Source organism: Stenotrophomonas sp. YJH_SMC_119 (genome assembly GCF_059368315.1).
The window spans coordinates 121,737-138,312 of the sequence record NZ_JCAFRP010000012.1; the positions used below are offsets into that span (position 1 = coordinate 121,737).

Genomic DNA, 16,576 nt, shown 5'->3' on the forward strand with positions numbered 1-16,576 from the left:
GGATGGGCTTTTGCGTGTCCCGGCCAGGGTGACCACGCCCCCTCCCCCGGAATCAGGGAGGCGCTGCTGTTTGCGGCACGTTCGAAACGCCCGCCGGCGCACGCCTTTCGTTCCGCCAATGCACCCGCAGCGCAACATGGGAAATCCGCGCGGCACCCTATAATCCGCGCTTTCCCCCTGATGAGTTCCACCCCGATGGCGCAGCAAACGATGAAGGCCCTGGTCAAGCGCGAAGCGGCCAAGGGCATCTGGCTGGAAGAGGTTCCGGTGCCGACCCCGGGCCCGAACGAGGTCTTGATCAAGCTCGAAAAGACCGCGATCTGCGGTACCGACCTGCACATCTACCTGTGGGACGAGTGGAGCCAGCGCACCATCAAGCCGGGCCTGACCATCGGCCACGAATTCGTCGGTCGCGTCGCCGCACTCGGCTCGGCCGTGACCGGCTATGAAATCGGCCAGCGCGTCTCGGCCGAAGGCCACATCGTCTGCGGCCACTGCCGCAACTGCCGTGGCGGCCGCCCGCACCTGTGCCCGAACACCGTCGGCATCGGCGTCAACGTCAACGGCGCCTTCGCCGAATACATGGTGATGCCGGCCAGCAACCTGTGGCCGATCCCGGACCAGATCCCGTCGGAGCTGGCTGCGTTCTTCGACCCCTACGGCAACGCCGCGCACTGTGCGCTGGAATTCAACGTGATCGGCGAGGACGTGCTGATCACCGGTGCCGGCCCGATCGGCATCATCGCCGCCGGCATCTGCAAGCACATCGGTGCACGCAACGTGGTGGTGACCGACGTCAATGATTTCCGCCTGAAGCTGGCCGCCGACATGGGCGCCACCCGCGTGGTCAACGTGGCCAACCAGTCGCTGAAGGACGTGATGAAGGAACTGCACATGGAGGGCTTCGACGTGGGCCTGGAAATGAGCGGCAACCCGCGTGCGTTCAACGACATGCTCGACTGCATGTACCACGGCGGCAAGATCGCCATGCTCGGCATCATGCCCAAGGGCGCCGGCTGCGACTGGGACAAGATCATCTTCAAGGGCCTGACCGTGCAGGGCATCTACGGCCGCAAGATGTACGAGACCTGGTACAAGATGACCCAGCTGGTGCTGTCCGGCTTCCCGCTCGGCAAGGTGATGACCCACCAGCTGCCGATCGACGACTTCCAGAAGGGCTTCGACCTGATGGAAGAAGGCAAGGCCGGCAAGGTTGTTTTGAGCTGGAATTGACCCTTCGCCGTGCGCGATGGGTGGGTGCCGAGCCTGCTCGGCACACCTTGAAATTGAAAAAGGCGCCCGATGGGCGCCTTTTTCTTTGGTGTTGCCGGCCAGCGGCCGGCACTACCCGTAACGCCTGCGGCGTTACTTGCCGATCGCGACGCTCAGCATCACCCGGCTGTGGGCCAGCTTGCCGGAGTTGTCGCGGCCGTTGCCGTCGGTGCCGTAGTAGCCCAGGCCAACGTTGAACAGGCCGAACTGGCGCGCGACGCCGACGTTCCAGTCGGTGTAGTCCTTGGCGATGCCGTCCTCGAAGGTGCTGCGACCGACGTTGGCATTCAGGGTGAAGTCCTTCGGCAGGCCCCAGCTGCCGCCCAGGCCCAAGTACCAGCCATCGGTGCTGCTGTTCCAGACATCGTTGGTGTAGGCCACCGTCAGCTTGTAGGTGTCATCCAGCGTGGTGGTGGTGATCAGCTCGTTGTAGTTCTGGTGGCTGGACTTCAGGTAGGTGTAGCGGTTCAGCAGCACGTCGAAGTTGACGCGCTCGCTGACGTCCACGCCGTAGCCGATCAGGTAGTCGACCTCGGTCTTCGGGTCACCCGCACCAAAATCCACGCCCGAGCCCCACACGCCTGCGTACAGGCCAACCGGGCTGGTGTAGGTGAAACCGGCCTGCAGGGTCGGATCCTCGTCGGTCTGCGACACACCACGGAACAGGTAATCGGAAACAGCGGTGACGTTCCAGCTGTACGGCGATTCGTTTTCCTGGGCGCTGGCGGCGAACGGGGCGGCCAGGGTCAGGGCAGCGGCAATGGCGAGGCAGGCACGGGCGTGCTTCATGGGCGTCTCCGAGGGTGGCGGGGGCGGGAAGGGGGAGCGGGCAACCGGCGCCAGACAGGCGCGGTTCACGAATTTTTAACCCGTTTGCTATTGCGATGCAACATGTGCCACCCGTGGCGGTGCCCTGCCCGGCCCGGTCGAAGGCCGTCGTAGCCCGGTAGAATCAACGGTTTCCCCGTTCAGAGCCGTGCCCACGCCATGACCGACGCCTCCTCCGCCCTGACCCGCCACTACGCCGAGGAACTGGACGCCATCCGCGCCCAGGGCCTGTTCAAGTCCGAGCGGATCATCACCAGCCCGCAGTCGGCCGAGATCACCCTCGAGGATGGCCGCAAGGTGCTGAACTTCTGTGCCAACAACTACCTGGGCCTGGCCGACCATCCGGACCTGATCCAGGCCGCCAAGGATGCGCTGGATACCCACGGCTTCGGCATGGCCTCGGTGCGCTTCATCTGCGGTACCCAGGACCTGCACAAGCAGCTGGAGAAGCAGATCGCCGACTTCTTCGGCAAGCAGGACACCATTCTGTACGCGGCCTGTTTCGACGCCAACGGCGGCCTGTTCGAACCGCTGCTCGGTGAGAACGACGCGATCATTTCCGATGCACTGAACCACGCCTCGATCATCGACGGCGTGCGCCTGTGCAAGGCCAAGCGCTTCCGCTACGCCAACTGCGACATGGCCGACCTGGAAGCCCAGCTGCAGGCCGCCGATGCCGCCGGCTGCAAGACCAAGCTGATCACCACCGACGGCGTGTTCTCGATGGACGGCTTCATTGCCCCGCTGGACGAGATCACCGCGCTGGCGAAGAAGTACAACGCGCTGGTGCACATCGACGAATGCCACGCCACCGGCTTCCTCGGTGCCACCGGCCGCGGCTCGGCCGAAGTGAAGGGCGTGCTGGAGAAGATCGACATCATCACCGGCACCCTGGGCAAGGCCATGGGCGGCGCACTGGGCGGCTTCACCTGCGCCAGCGCCGAGGTGATCGAGCTGCTGCGCCAGCGTTCGCGGCCGTACCTGTTCTCCAACTCGCTGCCGCCGCATGTGGTGGCCGCCGGCATCAAGGCGTTCGAGATGCTGGCCGCCGCTGACGACCTGCGCGACACCCTGGTGGAGAACACCCGCTACTTCCGCGAAAAGATGGTCGCCGCCGGTTTCGACGTGAAGCCGGGCGTGCACCCGATCAGCCCGGTGATGCTGTACGACGCACCGCTGGCGCAGAAGTTCGCCGAGCGCCTGCTCGAAGAAGGCATTTACGCGATCGGCTTCTTCTTCCCGGTGGTGCCCAAGGGCCAGGCGCGCATCCGCACCCAGATCAGCGCTGCGCACAGCCGCGAGCACCTGGACCGCGCGATCGATGCGTTCACCCGCATTGGCGTCGAGCTGGGCGTGATCAAGGGTTGATCCCAGCGGTCAAAGCGTGCCGACCAAGGTCGGCACCTACCAGAGCTTGAGGGCGTGCCGACCGAGGTCGGCACCTTCCCGGCATCACTTCTTTTTCTTCTTGCCCTTCGGCTCGTCCTTGCTGGCCACCACCACCGGCTTGGCGGCAGCGTCCTGGCCGTTGCCCTTGGCAACGCGGATGCCGTTGGCCTTCATCCAGGCATCGAACTCATCGGCGGTCATCTTCTTGTCGCCGTTGCTCATCAGGAAGCGGTAGCTGCCGCGGCCATCCAGCTCCGGGGTCTTCACTTCCACCACCGGGGTTTCGGCCGGCGTTTCTGCCTTGGCCACCTTCTTGTGGCCACCACAGGCGGTCAGCAGCACCATCGGCAGCAGCAGGCCTGCGCAGCGCAGGGTTTGGTTGAGGGTCGGGTGGTACATGGGCAGGCTCCGTTCGGGAAGTTCAGCAACCAGGCGCCCCCTACGCCTGGAACGGTGGCCGGCAACCGCCGGCCGCGGGCGATGATCAGCCCGGTGCAGCGGCCCCCAACCGCTGCTGGTCATTGACCTCCAGCATCCGCCACTGGCCCTTGCCGAGATCGGCGAGCTGCAGCCCGCCGATCGCAACCCGGACCAGGCGCAGCACCTGCAGGTCGAAGGCCGCCAGCAGGCGGCGGATGTGGCGGTTGCGGCCCTCGTCGAGGACCACCTCCAGCCACGCGGTCTTGTCGCCGCTGCGCAGCACGCGCACGGCCTGGGCCACGAGGAACTCGCCCTCGTCATCCACGCCAGCCTGCAGGGCCGCCAGCGTGGCGTCATCTGGCAGGCGGTCGACCTGCACGTGGTACGTCTTCTGCGGACCCGTTTCCGGATCGGTCAGGCGCGCCGCCCACTGCGGATCGTTGCTGAACAGCAACAGCCCTTCACTGGCCTTGTCCAGGCGCCCGACCGGCGCTATCCACGGCAGCCCTGCACCATCGAAACAGCGGTAGACGGTGTCGCGGCCACGCTCGTCCTGCGCGGTGGTCACCACCCCGCGTGGCTTGTTGAGCATCAGGTACAGGCGCTGCGGCGCGCCCATCGGCTGGCCATCGACCTCGATCGGCGGCGCCGGCTGGCCAATCGGGAACTCGGGATCCCGCACGATGCGGCCGGAGACGCGTACGCGGCCCTCGGCAATCCAGCGCGCGGCCTCGCTGCGCGAGCAGACGCCGGCCTTGGACAGCACGCGCGCCAGGCCATGACGGACACCGGCGGCGGTGGCAGCGGGAGTCGCACGCCCACGCGATGCGTGGGAGCGGGCGGCGGGGGTGGCAGGTGGGCGGCGCGTGCGCAAGCCTCTGCTCCCCGCGGTGCTTACTTCTTGTCGACCGGCTTGGTCTCAGCCGGTGCTTCGGCCGGGGCCGGAGTGGCGGCCGGAGCCGGACGCGCCTTGACCACACGCACGCCACGCGCCTTCATCCAGGCGTCGAACTCTTCGGCGGTCATGCGCTTGCCGTTCTGGCTCATGTCGAAGCGCCAGGGCGTGTTGTCGAATTCGGTCTGCGGCTTGTAGGCCGCCGGATCGTTCGGCTTCACCGCCGGTGCGCTCGGAATGGCCTTGGCGATGTTCTGGCAGCCATCGATGCGCAGGCGCTGCAGCACCTGGTCCAGCGACTGCGACGGATCGTAGTTGCTGCTCAGCACGCCGGCCGGCATGCCCAGCTGGTTGCCACGGATGTAGAGCTCGTCGGCCACCGGCGCGATGGTCGTGGCCGGCAACGGCAGCGGCGAGGCGCTGGTGTTGACCGAGCAATCGACCGCAGCGTGGGCGGCGGGAACCAGGGCCAGCGCCAGGACGGCGGCCGATGCAGAGCGCAGCATGAAGGGCATCCAGGAAAGGAAGTGACGCGGCGAGTTTAGCAATGCCGCGACAGCTTTCAAGCGCCACTTTCAATGAATACGGCAACCCATTGGTTTTACGGACAAAAACCCGACGAACGGTTACCCCCGGACCGGCAGGCACCGGATTCCGGGCCGCAGAAACAACAAGACCCGGCCGAAGCCGGGTCCTGCTGTGTCCTACTGGCAGAGCGTCAGAACTTAGTTCTGGACGTTCAGCTCGGTACGACGGTTCTTGGCGCGACCTTCCGGGTTGTCCGAACCATCCGGGTTGGTGTTCGGAGCAATCGGACGGCTCTCGCCGTAGCCGATCGGGCCGACCAGGCGACCGGCGTCAACGCCGTTCTTGGTCAGGTAGTTGTACACGGCGGTAGCACGACGCTCCGACAGCTTCTGGTTGTAAGCGTCGGTACCCTTCGAGTCGGTGTGACCGGCGACTTCAACGCGCAGATCCGGGTAACGCTTCAGGATCTCGGTGGCTTCGCTCAGGATCGCCACGGCGTCCGGACGCAGGTTCGACTTGTCGAAGTCGAAGTTGACGCCCTTCAGGTCGATGGAGACCGGCACCGGGCAACCGTCCGGACCGATGGTCTGACCCGGCTGCGAGTTCGGGCACTTGTCGTCGCAGTTGTTGACGCCGTCACCGTCGTCATCCAGGTCGGCGCAGCTCGGGGCAACCGGAGCCGGAGCCGGAGCAGCCGCGACCGGAGCCGGGCCCAGCGGGATCACGACGCCGACCGAAGCCAGCACGTCGCCGAACCAGCTTTCATCGTTGCCGGCACGCTTCGGGTTCACGCTCTGGTCGTCGAAATCAGCGCGGTAGGCGACTTCGGCACGGACAGCGACGCGCTTCTCGAAGGTGGTCTGCAGACCGACGCCGACCTTGGCGGCAAAGTTGCCGTCCTTGCGGTCAGCCAGGCCACCGCTGATCGGGTTGTACTCTTCTTCCGACTTCTGGTAGCCCAGGCCGGCCAGCAGGTACGGGTTCCAGCCGCGGCCTTCCTTGATGAAGTGGCGACGCAGGTCCAGCGAGACGCCGTACTGCGACCAGTTCATGTCCTTGTTGGCGTCGAAGTTCGGGTTCTGGTAGTTCAGCTCACCGTCCAGCGACCAGTTCGGGCTGATGAACTTGCCCAGGCCCAGGGTGACGAACGGAGCGTCATTGGTCAGGCGGTCGCTGTCCTGGAAGTTGAAGCCGGCCGAACCGGTCAGGTACCAGCGGTCATCGAACTCCTGCGCGGACGCAGCCTGGGCGAAAGCCAGACCACCCAGCAGCGCGGCAGTAAGGATCTTCTTGTTCATTGAGTACAGCTCCTATTTCGGGGGTATGAAACCGGTAGAGGCATGGGCCAGCACTAGTGCGTCGATGTTCGACAGCCGATTCAGCACGCCACCGCCGCGAACATTATGCTCAGGCGGGTGAAGGTCATGTTAACAGTCCCGTAACATGTGAAGTATCGCGCCCGACCCTCCACCGGTCCGACGTTGAAACCCTATACAGGATGATGAAAATCCGCAAGACCCTCACGCTGCAAGGGTTTGACGGGGTTTAGGTGCGGAATACGACATATTGCGCAACAGCTTGCTCCACCCGATTCAGCGTATCTGCTGAAACGTGAGGAACTCTATGATGGAGCCACGTACCCAGCCGGAGCCGAGATGAAAGCTGTCGCCCTGAGTCGTGAATCCGCCCCTGCCCTCTGCGATATCCGCCTCCCCCCGCCGCTGCCTCCGCGTGGCCGCGACCTGCTGATCCGGGTCGAGGCCGTCTCGGTGAACCCGGTCGACGGCAAGCAGCGGGCGGCCACCGATCCGGCCACGCTCGAAGCCCCCCGCGTACTCGGTTGGGACGCCGCCGGGGTGGTCGAAGCGATCGGCGAGGACGCCAGCCTGTTCGCGTCCGGCGACGAGGTCTACTACGCCGGTGATGTCACCCGGCCAGGCTGCAATGCGCAGTTCCATCTTGTGGACGAACGGCTGGTAGCGCGCAAGCCGACCACGCTCGACTTCGCCGAAGCGGCCGCACTGCCACTGACCACGCTCACCGCATGGGAACTGCTGTTCCAGCGCATGCCATTGCAGCTGGATGATCGCCGCCATGCCGGCCAGCACCTGCTGGTGATCGGCGGAGCAGGCGGTGTTGGATCGATGGCGATCCAGCTGGGCCGGCATGCTGGATTCGAGGTGATCGCCACCGCCTCGCGTGAATCGTCGATCGACTGGTGCCGGCAGATGGGTGCCCAGCATGTAATCGACCACCGGCAGCCGCTGCTGCCCCAGCTGCAGGCATTGGGCATCGACGCAGTACAGGTCGCGCTCAACCTGGCCGACACCGACCATTACTGGGATGCGTTGGGTCAGCTGCTGGCGCCACAGGGCCATGTCGGCCTCATCGTCGAACCGCGCGGCGCGCTGCGCATCGGTGATCCCTACAAGGCCAAGTGCATCGGCATCCACTGGGAGTTCATGTTCGCGCGTTCGCGCTTCGCCACGGCGGACCGCATCGAACAGCACCGCATCCTCAGCCGCGCGGCCAGCATGATCGACGCTGGCCAGCTGCGCGGCACCCTCAGCGAGACGCTGGGCGCGATCAATGCGGCGAATCTGGACATCGCGCATCAGCGCTTGGCCAGCGGGCGCACGGTGGGCAAGCTGGCGCTGGCCGGCTGGGGCGACTGAGCCAGGCTGGAACGCCGGTGCAGTGCCGAGCCATGTTCGGCTGGCGGTGCCAGGCAAAGCAGCCGGAGCATGGCCCACCTCCACAGAACGGCCCATACGCAGGATCGACGACTCCTGTAGCGGTGGATCGGCCGGCATCTGTATCTATGGGAGTGACTGAATCGGGATTACGGTGGAAACAGCCCCCCCTCTCCCCGAGCGCCACCATGCCCACCGCCCTGCCCCTGCGTCTGCTGCAACTGATCATCGGCCTGTTCCTGTACGGCTTCGGCGCCTCGCTGATGATCCGTGCAGCGATCGGCGTGGCCCCCTGGGACGTGTTGTCGCAGGGCATCGCCGCACAGACGCCGCTATCGTTCGGCCTGGCCACCAATGTGATCGGTGCCCTGGTGCTGCTGCTGTGGTGGCCATTGCGACAGAAGCCGGGCGTCGGCACCGTGCTCAACGTGATGTTGATCGGCCCATCCGCGCAGTTCGGGCTGTGGTTGCTTCCCCCGGCGGTCGGCCTTGGCTGGCAGCTGGCGATGTTCTGCGCCGGCATGTTGCTGGTCGCCCTGGCCACCGGCCTGTACATCGGCGCCAAGCTCGGGCCCGGCCCGCGCGACGGCCTGATGACCGGCCTGCATGCCCGCACCGGCTGGCCGATCTGGAAGGTGCGCAGCCTGATCGAGGGCAGCGTGCTGCTGCTGGGCTGGTGGCTGGGCGGCAATGTCGGTGTCGGCACCCTCGCCTTCGCCCTGCTGATCGGCCCCCTGTGCGGAGTAACGCTGGGCTGGTTCGGGATTGGGCGTCCCCCGGTAGTGCCGGCCGCTGGCCGGCAACCGCAATCACCCTGAGCTGATCGAATGCCGGCCAGCGGCCGGCACTACCGCCCGCGCCCCTTGCCCCGGCCGCCGTTTCCCGGCACGCTTCGCGCTTCCGTACGCAAGCGTATCGATCATGTCGCCAGCCAACGAAAGCGCCTATCCCCACCTGTTCGCCCCGCTGGACCTGGGCTTCACCCAGCTGCGCAACCGCGTGCTGATGGGTTCGATGCACACCGGCCTGGAAGATCGCGCCCGCGACTTCCCGCGCCTGGCCGCCTACTTCGCCGAACGCGCCGAAGGTGGCGTCGGCCTGATCGTCACCGGTGGCTTCGCGCCGAACGTGGTCGGCTGGCTGAAGCCCTTTGGCGGAAAGCTGTCCTGGCCCTGGGAAGTGCGCCCGCACCGGCAGCTCACCGCGGCCGCGCACCAGCACGGCGCGAAGATCTGCCTGCAGCTGCTGCATGCCGGCCGCTATGCCTACCATCCCCTGTCGGTGGCACCGTCGAAGCTGAAGGCGCCGATCAACCCGTTCACCCCCCGTGCGCTGTCGGCCAGCGGCGTCGAGCGGCATATCGCCGACTACGCACGCAGCGCAAAGCTGGCCCGTGAAGCCGGCTACGATGGCGTCGAAGTGATGGGCTCGGAGGGCTACCTCATCAACGAGTTCATCGCCCCGCGCACCAACAAGCGCTCCGATCGCTGGGGCGGCGACGCCCACCAACGCATGCGTTTTGCAGTGGAGATCGTGCGCCGCATCCGCGAGGCCTGCGGCCCGGACTTCATCATCATCTACCGCCTGTCGCTGGTGGATCTGGTTGACGACGGCAGCAACTGGGAAGAGATCGTGCAGCAGGCCCAGGCCATCGAGGCGGCTGGCGCGACGATCATCAATTCCGGCATCGGCTGGCACGAAGCGCGCATCCCGACCATTGCCACCTCGGTGCCGCGCGCCGCCTTCGCCGGTGTCACCGCCAAGCTCAAGCCGCATGTAACGGTGCCGCTGGTGGCGACCAACCGCATCAACATGCCCGACGTCGCCGAGCGCATCCTCGCCAGCGGCGGCGCCGACATGGTGTCGCTGGCGCGCCCGCTGCTGGCCGACCCGCAATGGCCCAACAAGGCCCGCGCCGGCCGCGCCGAGGCGATCAACACCTGCATCGCCTGCAACCAGGCCTGCCTGGACCACGTGTTCGAGAACAAGCTGGCCAGCTGCCTGGTCAATCCGCGTGCCGCACACGAGACCGAGCTGGTCTACCGCCCGGCTGCCACGCCGAAAAAGGTGGCGGTGGTCGGCGCAGGTCCGGCCGGCCTGGCTTGCGCCACGGTGGCCGCCGGGCGCGGCCACCAGGTCACCCTGTTCGATGCCAACGACGAGATCGGTGGCCAGTTCAACGTGGCCAAGCGCATCCCCGGCAAGGAAGAGTTCCACGAGACCCTGCGCTATTTCCGCCACAAGCTGGCTGAAACCGGCGTGCAGCTACGCCTGGGCACGCGAGCAGATGCGGCCAGCCTGGCCGGCTTCGACGAGGTGGTGCTGGCCACCGGCATCACGCCGCGCAAGGTCGACTTCCCCGGCGCCAACCACGCCAAGGTGGTCAGCTACCTGGACGTGCTGCTGGGCCGGGTCGAAGTGGGCGCCAGTGCGGCGATCATCGGCGCCGGCGGCATCGGCTTCGATGTCGGCGAGTTCCTCAGCCACGCTGGTGAGTCCCCCTCGCTGGACCCACAGCGCTGGATGGCCGAATGGGGCGTGGACAGCACATTCGAGGCCCGCGGCTCGCTGGCCAGGCCGCAGCCCGAGGCATCGCCGCGGCGGCTGTGGCTGCTGCAGCGCAGCCCCGGCAAGCCCGGCGCGCGGCTGGGCAAGACCACCGGCTGGATCCACCGCGCCACGCTGAAGGCCAAGGGCGTGCGCATGCTCGGCGGCGTCGAGTACCTGGGTGTTGACGATGAAGGCCTGCGCATCCGCGTTGAGGGCAGCGAACAGCTGCTGCCGGTCGATCATGTGGTGGTCTGCGCCGGGCAGGAACCCAACCGTTCGCTGCAGGCCGAACTGCAGGCCGCCGGCATCAGCGCGACGTTGATCGGCGGTGCCGATGTAGCGGCCGAACTGGACGCCAAGCGGGCCATCGACCAAGGCAGCCGGGTGGCCGCCGCGCTCTGATGAGCGCCTGAATGGGGGACGGAATGTGATTTCCATCACCCCTCCCGAACCTGAATGTCAAGCCGGACGGTTCACGATGCGTTCGGCTACGCCCCCCTACCTTGCGCCATCTTTCCGCTCACCAGCCAGTTTCCGGTGAGCCGGCGCAGCCCCCACGATCGGTACTGGTCGTTTCTTTTGGGGCTGCCCACGGGGCGGCCCCGATGGCCGCCTCCCCATGACGCCAAGTCGTACCCCGCATCCTGTCGCCCCCGCGACTGGAAGCGGAGAGTGCGGCCCATACGGAGCAAGGAGTTATATGAAACTGGCCTGGATTCTCTGGCTGTCGCAGTTGTTGCCGCAGCCGGCCGCTGATTCACTGTGTCTGAGCACCACCGTTTACCTGGAAGCCCGCGACCAGACCCTGCGCGGCCAGCAAGCCGTTGCCGAGGTCGCCCTGCGCCGCCTCGACAGTGGCCTGTGGGGCGACTCGATGTGCCAGGTGGTCACCGCGCGCAAGCAGTTCGCGCCGACCATCGTCTCCCCCGGCACCCAGCTGGGCAATGACGCGGCCTGGAGCGAGGCAATGAACGTGGCCTTCGACGCCGAGCGCAACTGGGCGCTGCCGGCCGGCGAGCGCCGCGAGATCGTGCCCGGAGCCAGCCACTTCGCCGCGTTGTCCATCGCCAGCCCGAACTGGCGCAACGCCTACCAGGTGGCCACCATCGGCGATCACACCTTCTATAAGGTGCAGAACCTCAAGCCGCGGCAGTCGTAACGATCCGTGCTGGCGGCAGCGTTGCCGCCCGCTGGCAGGCTCTGGGATAGTGGGCGTTTCCCGCCCGCATCACCTGGAGTTCCCATGAAGCTGTACAGCAAGCCCGGTGCCTGTTCCACCGCCGACCACATCGCCCTGCAGTGGACCGGCCAGCCGTTCGAGGTCGAACTGCTGAACAAGGACACCCTGAAGGGTCCGGAATTCCTCAAGATCAATCCGGCCGGCGCCGTTCCCGCGCTGGTCGATGGCGACTTCGTGCTGCTGCAGAACGCCGCGATCATGGGCTATATCGCCGACACCTACCCGCAGGCCGGCCTCGGCGGCGATGGCAGTGCGCGCCAGCGTGCCGAAGCCACCCGCTGGCTGGCCTTCGTCAATTCCGACGTGCATCCGGCCTTCTCGCCGCTGTTCGCACCGGGCAAGTTCATCGCCGACGAAAGCCAGTTCGACGCGATCCGCGCCGCCGCACACAAGCGCCTGCGTGGCCTGTTCGAGACCGCTGACAGGCAGCTGGCCGACAAGCCCTGGCTGGCCGGCTTCCGCAGTTTCGCCGATCCGTACTTCTACATCACCCTGCGTTGGGCCGCCGGCACCAAGGTCGACCTGTCGGGCCTGGACAACCTGGCCGCCTACAAGGCACGCATGGACGCCGATGCCGGCGTGCAGGCCGCACTGAAGGCCGAAGGCCTGGCCTGAGCCTGACCCGGGGTCGGATCCGTCTGCACAGCAGGCGGCTCTGACCCCACCGGCGCCATCACCACACTCAGCCGATCTGGCGGATCACTTCACCGTTGGCATCGCGCAGGTAGGTCGGCACCACTTCGATGCGCAGCGCTCCCGCCACCGGGTAGATGCCACGTTCGGCACGCACGCCCGCCAGGGCCTGCAGCCCCGTCTCGTCCAGCGCCCAGCGCGCGCTGTCGGCCGATACCTCGCCGGTTTCACCGCGCGCTGCCGGAATGAACTCCCACTGCCGCTCGCGGCTGGCCAGTTCCAGCGATTTGCCGTGGCGCAGGCGCAATGGCAACAGCTCGCACACACTGGCCACCTGGCCGGCGCCGAGCACCAGGGTGGTGACGCCCGCCTCCTGCCGCCAATCCAGTGTCTCGATGAACAACATGCCGGTGCTGGAGCCCTCGCGCTCGCTGCCGGCCCGCACCTGTGCGGCGAGTGTCGGATCCTCCAACAGGTTGCCGCGATGCAGGTCACTGATCCACAGCGGCATCGCCGGTTGCAGCGCCTGCAGCACGCCGCGCGTCGACCAGCGCTTGACCGCTTCCATCTCCTCATCGGTCAGCCCGACCAGCTGCAGGAACTGCAGGTGGCCATTGGCGGTGTCGCGCGCAGGCAACTGCGGATCGGCGATGAAGGCCAGGTGGCACAGACGCGTGCCGGTCTCCAGCGCGATCGGGCCGTTGGCGTTCAGATGGTGACCATCCTCGAACACGTTGCCGCTGCCAAACACGTAGCGCGCCAGGTTCTGCAGCAGGTTCATCGGCCACACCGGCGGGGTACTGCCGGCGTGCTCACCGGCTTCAGCAGCCAGGCGGAAGGTCAGCTCGAAACCATAGCCGCTGGCGGCGGCATCGCTGCTCTCCTTGGTGTACAGCTCGGAGAAGCCGTAGGTGATGTAGTGCCAATGCGGTACCGGTGCATCCACCCAGTAAACGCTGATGCCATCCAGTGGATCCTGGCCACCCAGCGTGTACGGCAACGCCGTACCGTAGTGACGGGGTTCCTGGCCGGCATACAGCGGCGCCAGCGCCGCATTGATCGCGTCCCAGCCTGGGGTGTCGGTGTCGTCGTGGTCGTCCTGCACGCGGGACTCCTTGTGGGGAAGTGAACCGATCACTTTACGCGGTGGCTCATGCCTGCACGACCTCGCCGCCACCATTGACCACGGCGGCCTGGGTTTCCTGCCACCAGCGCTGCGCCAGCGCCGGGCTGCGCGCCTTGCCCACCGCCGCCAGCAGTTCCGGGCACAGGCGTTCCAGTGCAAGTGCATCGGTGCAGCGTTCAATCTTCAACTGCATGAAGTAGCCCTTCAGGCCCAGGTGGCGCCGCACCGCCTCGCTCATCGCGTCGTACAGCTGCTGGTACAACGCCGGATCCTGTTCGCGGCCGGTGCTGATGCCACGTACCGGTGCCACCTCGGCATTGCCACCGATCACTTCGATCAGGCCCTGCGCTTCCAGCTGCTCCAGTGCATCGGCCGGCGCGCGCAGGCCTTCGAACAGGCCACGCAGTTCGGTGTCATCGCGATGGCCGTCGACCATCAGCAGGATCGAACGCAGTGCCGCCGGCAGGCGCCGGCCACGGTCTTCGATTTCCTGACGGCCAGCAGCCGTCTTGGCGTGCAGCAATGCCATTGCCTCCCCCTCCCTCGATGCACAATGCCGGCGCGCCCTGACGGGCGCGCCCCCCTGTGTGCCATCCCCGGACGGCACGCGCCCCCGGCGCGCGCCGCGTATTGCAGGTCGATGACAGGCCGAGCTTAGCGCAAGTGCCGCGGGTAGTGCCGGCCGCTGGCCGGCAACCTCGGGATTGATGGGGGTGCCGGCCAGCGGCCGGCACTACCGGATCAACGGCCCAGCGCGCGGCGGATCTCCTCCAGCGCGCTGGGGTCGTCCAGCGTCGACAGGTCGCCCGGATCACGCTGTTCGGCCAGCGCCTGCAGCGAGCGCCGCAGCAGCTTGCCGGAGCGGGTCTTGGGCAGTGCATTGACCACGTGTACGTGCGCCGGGCGTGCGACCGCGCCGAGCGAGGTGGTCACCGTCGCCATCATCTCGGCCACCACCGGCGCCGGATCCTCGCCATCCAGGCCCTGCTTGAGGGTGACGAACACCAGCGGCACCTGCCCCTTCAGTTCATCCTTGACCCCGATCACGGCGGCCTCGGCCACCCGCGGATGGCTGGAAATGGCCTCCTCGATCTCGCGCGTGCCCAGACGGTGCCCGGCTACATTGATGACATCATCGGTGCGACCGAGGATGAAGGTGTAGCCATCGTCGTCGCGGATCGCCCAGTCCAGCGAGCTGTACAGCAGTTCCTTGAAGTGGCTGAAGTAGCTCTGCAGGAAGCGGCTGTCATCATTCCACACGGTGCTCATGCAACCCGGCGGCAGCGGTGGCGACACCACCAGCACGCCCTTCTGCCCCGGTGCGACTTCCTCGCCGGTGTTCTCGTCGATCACCTTCATCCGGTAGCCGAGATTGGGGAAGCCCGGCGAACCGAAGCGCACCGGCTTCATCTCCAGGCCCGGCAACAGGGTCAGTGCCGGCCAGCCGGTCTCGGTCTGCCAGTAGTTGTCGATGATCGGCTTGCCGAGCGCTTCGCTGATCCAGTGCGCGGTCGGCTCGTCGAGCGGCTCGCCGGCCAGGAACAGGTACTTCAGCGCGCGCAGGTCGTGGCGATGGATGAAGTCCGCGTCGTGCTTCTTCAGCACGCGGATGGCGGTGGGCGAGGAGAACATCGTGCGCACGTTGTACTGCTCGCACAGCGCCCACCAGATGCCGGGATCCGGATTGGTCGGGAGCCCTTCGTACAGCAGCGAGGTGCAGCCACCGATCAGCGGGCCGTACACATTGTAGGAGTGGCCCACCGCCCAGCCGACATCGGAGGTGGAGAACATCACCTGGCCCGGCTTGCAGTCGAACACGGTCTCCATCGACTGCGCCATCGCCACTGCATAGCCGCCCACATCGCGCTGCACGCCCTTCGGCTTGCCGGTGGTGCCGGAGGTGTACAGCAGGTAGCTCGGTTCGCTCGCTTCCAGCCACTGCACCGGCACGTCGACTTCACCGATCTGCGCACGCAGCGTGGCGTAGTCCACGTCACGGCCCGGCACGCGGGGTTCGGCGGCATCCAGCCCACGCGACACGATCAGCACATGCGGTGGCGGCGACGCCGCTTCGGCGCAGGCGGCGTCGACCATCGGCTTGTACGGAATCAGCTTGCCACCGCGCATGCCGGCGTCGGCCGCGATCAGCAGCTTGGGCTTGGCATCGTCGATGCGCAGCGCCAGGTTGTGCGCCGCAAAGCCCCCGAATACCACCGAGTGCACCGCACCGATGCGCGCGCAGGCCAGCATCGCAAACACCGCCTCGGCCATGTTCGGCATGTAGATCACCACGCGGTCACCGTGGCCGACGCCGAGGTGCTTGAGTACCGCGGCGAAGTCGTTCACTTCGCGGTACAGCTGGCGATAGGTGATCTCGCGTGTGCTGTTGGTTTCGGTGGAGATGGCGACCAGCGCGAGCTGGTCGGCGCGCTCGGCCAGGTGGCGGTCGACGGCGTTGTAGCAGAGATTGGTTTCGCCGCCGACGAACCAGCGCCGGAACGGCGGGTTGCTGTAGTCGAGCACCTGCTGCGGCGGTTTATGCCAATGGATGCGCTTGGCTTCCTCGCCCCAGAAGGCCTCCGGCTCGTCGATCGAGCGACGGTAGGTTTCCTCGTAGTTCATGACGCAGCCCTCCCAGACAAAGTCATGGGTTCGAGGATAGTCCGGCGCTGCCGCGCGGGCCGCCCTACCTTGGTAGGGGGTGGGGTTTGTTATGCAGGGCTGCGCCCTGCACCCGCGGTAGTGCCGGCCGCTGGCCGGCAACCTCAGAAGCAACAGCCGAAGCAACAGCAGAAGCTGGCTTACTGGGGGATGGCGGGGTGGGTCCGATTGCGGGGGACGCCGTGAATCCGTCCTTGGAGGCTCGGTCGCCGCTTGCTCGTGTGCGCAGTCCTGCGCACACGGCAAGACCGGGGTTGGGCGTCCTGCCCAACCCGCCCGAGGCATGCCTCGGGCCCATGCGGCTCACGCCCCCGCAACCGGACCCACCCCGCCTTCGACAG

15 protein-coding genes are annotated in these 16,576 nt (G+C 66.8%); 7 read left to right on the plus strand and 8 right to left on the minus strand.

Annotation, left to right across the window (positions count from 1 at the left end; all coding sequences use genetic code 11):
* Positions 1-210 precede the first annotated feature (210 nt).
* Positions 211-1,233 carry an L-threonine 3-dehydrogenase gene (gene tdh, locus AC5P6S_RS16905; protein WP_010483949.1) on the plus strand — a complete coding sequence of 341 codons (1,023 nt, stop codon included), beginning with the start codon at positions 211-213 and terminating at the stop codon, positions 1,231-1,233.
* A gap of 132 nt (positions 1,234-1,365) precedes the next feature.
* Here the strand turns inward: tdh and AC5P6S_RS16910 are convergent, their stop codons facing one another.
* The gene (locus AC5P6S_RS16910) at positions 1,366-2,061 is read right to left on the minus strand and encodes a TorF family putative porin (RefSeq protein ID WP_065183759.1); all 696 of its coding nucleotides are present in this window, start codon (positions 2,059-2,061) and stop codon (positions 1,366-1,368) included.
* A 198-nt stretch (positions 2,062-2,259) separates the two neighbouring features.
* Here AC5P6S_RS16910 and kbl point away from each other — a divergent pair, with 198 nt between their 5' ends.
* Positions 2,260-3,468 carry a glycine C-acetyltransferase gene (gene kbl, locus AC5P6S_RS16915; protein ID WP_005408238.1) on the plus strand — a complete coding sequence of 403 codons (1,209 nt, stop codon included), beginning with the start codon at positions 2,260-2,262 and terminating at the stop codon, positions 3,466-3,468.
* An 84-nt stretch (positions 3,469-3,552) separates the two neighbouring features.
* Here the strand turns inward: kbl and AC5P6S_RS16920 are convergent, their stop codons facing one another.
* From AC5P6S_RS16920 to AC5P6S_RS16935, 4 genes are all read right to left on the minus strand, one after another.
* Positions 3,553-3,888 (minus strand): hypothetical protein, encoded by a 336-nt coding sequence (locus AC5P6S_RS16920; protein WP_005412356.1) that lies wholly within the window; start codon positions 3,886-3,888, stop codon positions 3,553-3,555.
* Between the two features lie 85 nt (positions 3,889-3,973).
* Complete coding sequence (locus AC5P6S_RS16925) at positions 3,974-4,783, minus strand: pseudouridine synthase (protein ID WP_043033745.1); 810 nt, start codon at positions 4,781-4,783, stop codon at positions 3,974-3,976.
* 20 nt (positions 4,784-4,803) lie between these two features.
* Positions 4,804-5,310 (minus strand): hypothetical protein, encoded by a 507-nt coding sequence (locus AC5P6S_RS16930; RefSeq protein WP_005408235.1) that lies wholly within the window; start codon positions 5,308-5,310, stop codon positions 4,804-4,806.
* 219 nt (positions 5,311-5,529) lie between these two features.
* Entirely contained in the window at positions 5,530-6,630 is a 1,101-nt protein-coding gene (locus AC5P6S_RS16935; protein WP_005408234.1) for an OmpA family protein, read from the minus strand.
* 357 nt (positions 6,631-6,987) lie between these two features.
* Here AC5P6S_RS16935 and AC5P6S_RS16940 point away from each other — a divergent pair, with 357 nt between their 5' ends.
* The 5 genes from AC5P6S_RS16940 (at position 6,988) to AC5P6S_RS16960 (ending at position 12,430) form a co-directional block, all read left to right on the plus strand.
* Positions 6,988-8,007 (plus strand): zinc-binding alcohol dehydrogenase family protein, encoded by a 1,020-nt coding sequence (locus AC5P6S_RS16940; RefSeq protein WP_060380688.1) that lies wholly within the window; start codon positions 6,988-6,990, stop codon positions 8,005-8,007.
* A 206-nt stretch (positions 8,008-8,213) separates the two neighbouring features.
* On the plus strand, positions 8,214-8,843 hold the full coding sequence (gene yczE / locus AC5P6S_RS16945; protein WP_005408232.1) for a membrane protein YczE: 630 nt from the start codon (positions 8,214-8,216) through the stop codon (positions 8,841-8,843).
* 103 nt (positions 8,844-8,946) lie between these two features.
* Positions 8,947-10,977, plus strand: a complete 2,031-nt coding sequence (locus tag AC5P6S_RS16950) for an FAD-dependent oxidoreductase (protein WP_495204678.1) — start codon at positions 8,947-8,949, stop codon at positions 10,975-10,977.
* 298 nt (positions 10,978-11,275) lie between these two features.
* Positions 11,276-11,734, plus strand: a complete 459-nt coding sequence (locus AC5P6S_RS16955; protein WP_004154513.1) for a cell wall hydrolase — start codon at positions 11,276-11,278, stop codon at positions 11,732-11,734.
* A gap of 84 nt (positions 11,735-11,818) precedes the next feature.
* Positions 11,819-12,430, plus strand: a complete 612-nt coding sequence (locus tag AC5P6S_RS16960; RefSeq protein ID WP_005408230.1) for a glutathione S-transferase N-terminal domain-containing protein — start codon at positions 11,819-11,821, stop codon at positions 12,428-12,430.
* Positions 12,431-12,497: 67 nt separating this feature from the next.
* On the opposite strand, the gene AC5P6S_RS16965 is transcribed toward AC5P6S_RS16960, so the two are convergent.
* The 3 genes from AC5P6S_RS16965 to prpE form a co-directional block, all read right to left on the minus strand.
* On the minus strand, positions 12,498-13,553 hold the full coding sequence (locus AC5P6S_RS16965) for a suppressor of fused domain protein (protein ID WP_227415240.1): 1,056 nt from the start codon (positions 13,551-13,553) through the stop codon (positions 12,498-12,500).
* A gap of 46 nt (positions 13,554-13,599) precedes the next feature.
* The gene (locus AC5P6S_RS16970; protein WP_005408228.1) at positions 13,600-14,103 is read right to left on the minus strand and encodes a hypothetical protein; all 504 of its coding nucleotides are present in this window, start codon (positions 14,101-14,103) and stop codon (positions 13,600-13,602) included.
* A gap of 212 nt (positions 14,104-14,315) precedes the next feature.
* Entirely contained in the window at positions 14,316-16,196 is a 1,881-nt protein-coding gene (gene prpE, locus AC5P6S_RS16975; protein WP_043033750.1) for a propionate--CoA ligase, read from the minus strand.
* Between the last annotated feature and the right edge of the window lie 380 nt (positions 16,197-16,576).

What these genes read in the sequence shown, in the direction of transcription:
- AC5P6S_RS16935 (WP_005408234.1), bottom strand. Translation starts at nt 6,630, where the DNA reads ATGAACAAGAAGATCCTTACTGCCGCGCTGCTGGGTGGTCTGGCTTTC.
- kbl (WP_005408238.1), top strand. Translation starts at nt 2,260, where the DNA reads ATGACCGACGCCTCCTCCGCCCTGACCCGCCACTACGCCGAGGAACTG.
- AC5P6S_RS16920 (WP_005412356.1), bottom strand. Translation starts at nt 3,888, where the DNA reads ATGTACCACCCGACCCTCAACCAAACCCTGCGCTGCGCAGGCCTGCTG.
- yczE (WP_005408232.1), top strand. Translation starts at nt 8,214, where the DNA reads ATGCCCACCGCCCTGCCCCTGCGTCTGCTGCAACTGATCATCGGCCTG.
- AC5P6S_RS16910 (WP_065183759.1), bottom strand. Translation starts at nt 2,061, where the DNA reads ATGAAGCACGCCCGTGCCTGCCTCGCCATTGCCGCTGCCCTGACCCTG.
- AC5P6S_RS16940 (WP_060380688.1), top strand. Translation starts at nt 6,988, where the DNA reads ATGAAAGCTGTCGCCCTGAGTCGTGAATCCGCCCCTGCCCTCTGCGAT.
- AC5P6S_RS16970 (WP_005408228.1), bottom strand. Translation starts at nt 14,103, where the DNA reads ATGGCATTGCTGCACGCCAAGACGGCTGCTGGCCGTCAGGAAATCGAA.
- AC5P6S_RS16960 (WP_005408230.1), top strand. Translation starts at nt 11,819, where the DNA reads ATGAAGCTGTACAGCAAGCCCGGTGCCTGTTCCACCGCCGACCACATC.
- AC5P6S_RS16955 (WP_004154513.1), top strand. Translation starts at nt 11,276, where the DNA reads ATGAAACTGGCCTGGATTCTCTGGCTGTCGCAGTTGTTGCCGCAGCCG.
- AC5P6S_RS16950 (WP_495204678.1), top strand. Translation starts at nt 8,947, where the DNA reads ATGTCGCCAGCCAACGAAAGCGCCTATCCCCACCTGTTCGCCCCGCTG.
- tdh (WP_010483949.1), top strand. Translation starts at nt 211, where the DNA reads ATGAAGGCCCTGGTCAAGCGCGAAGCGGCCAAGGGCATCTGGCTGGAA.
- prpE (WP_043033750.1), bottom strand. Translation starts at nt 16,196, where the DNA reads ATGAACTACGAGGAAACCTACCGTCGCTCGATCGACGAGCCGGAGGCC.
- AC5P6S_RS16930 (WP_005408235.1), bottom strand. Translation starts at nt 5,310, where the DNA reads ATGCTGCGCTCTGCATCGGCCGCCGTCCTGGCGCTGGCCCTGGTTCCC.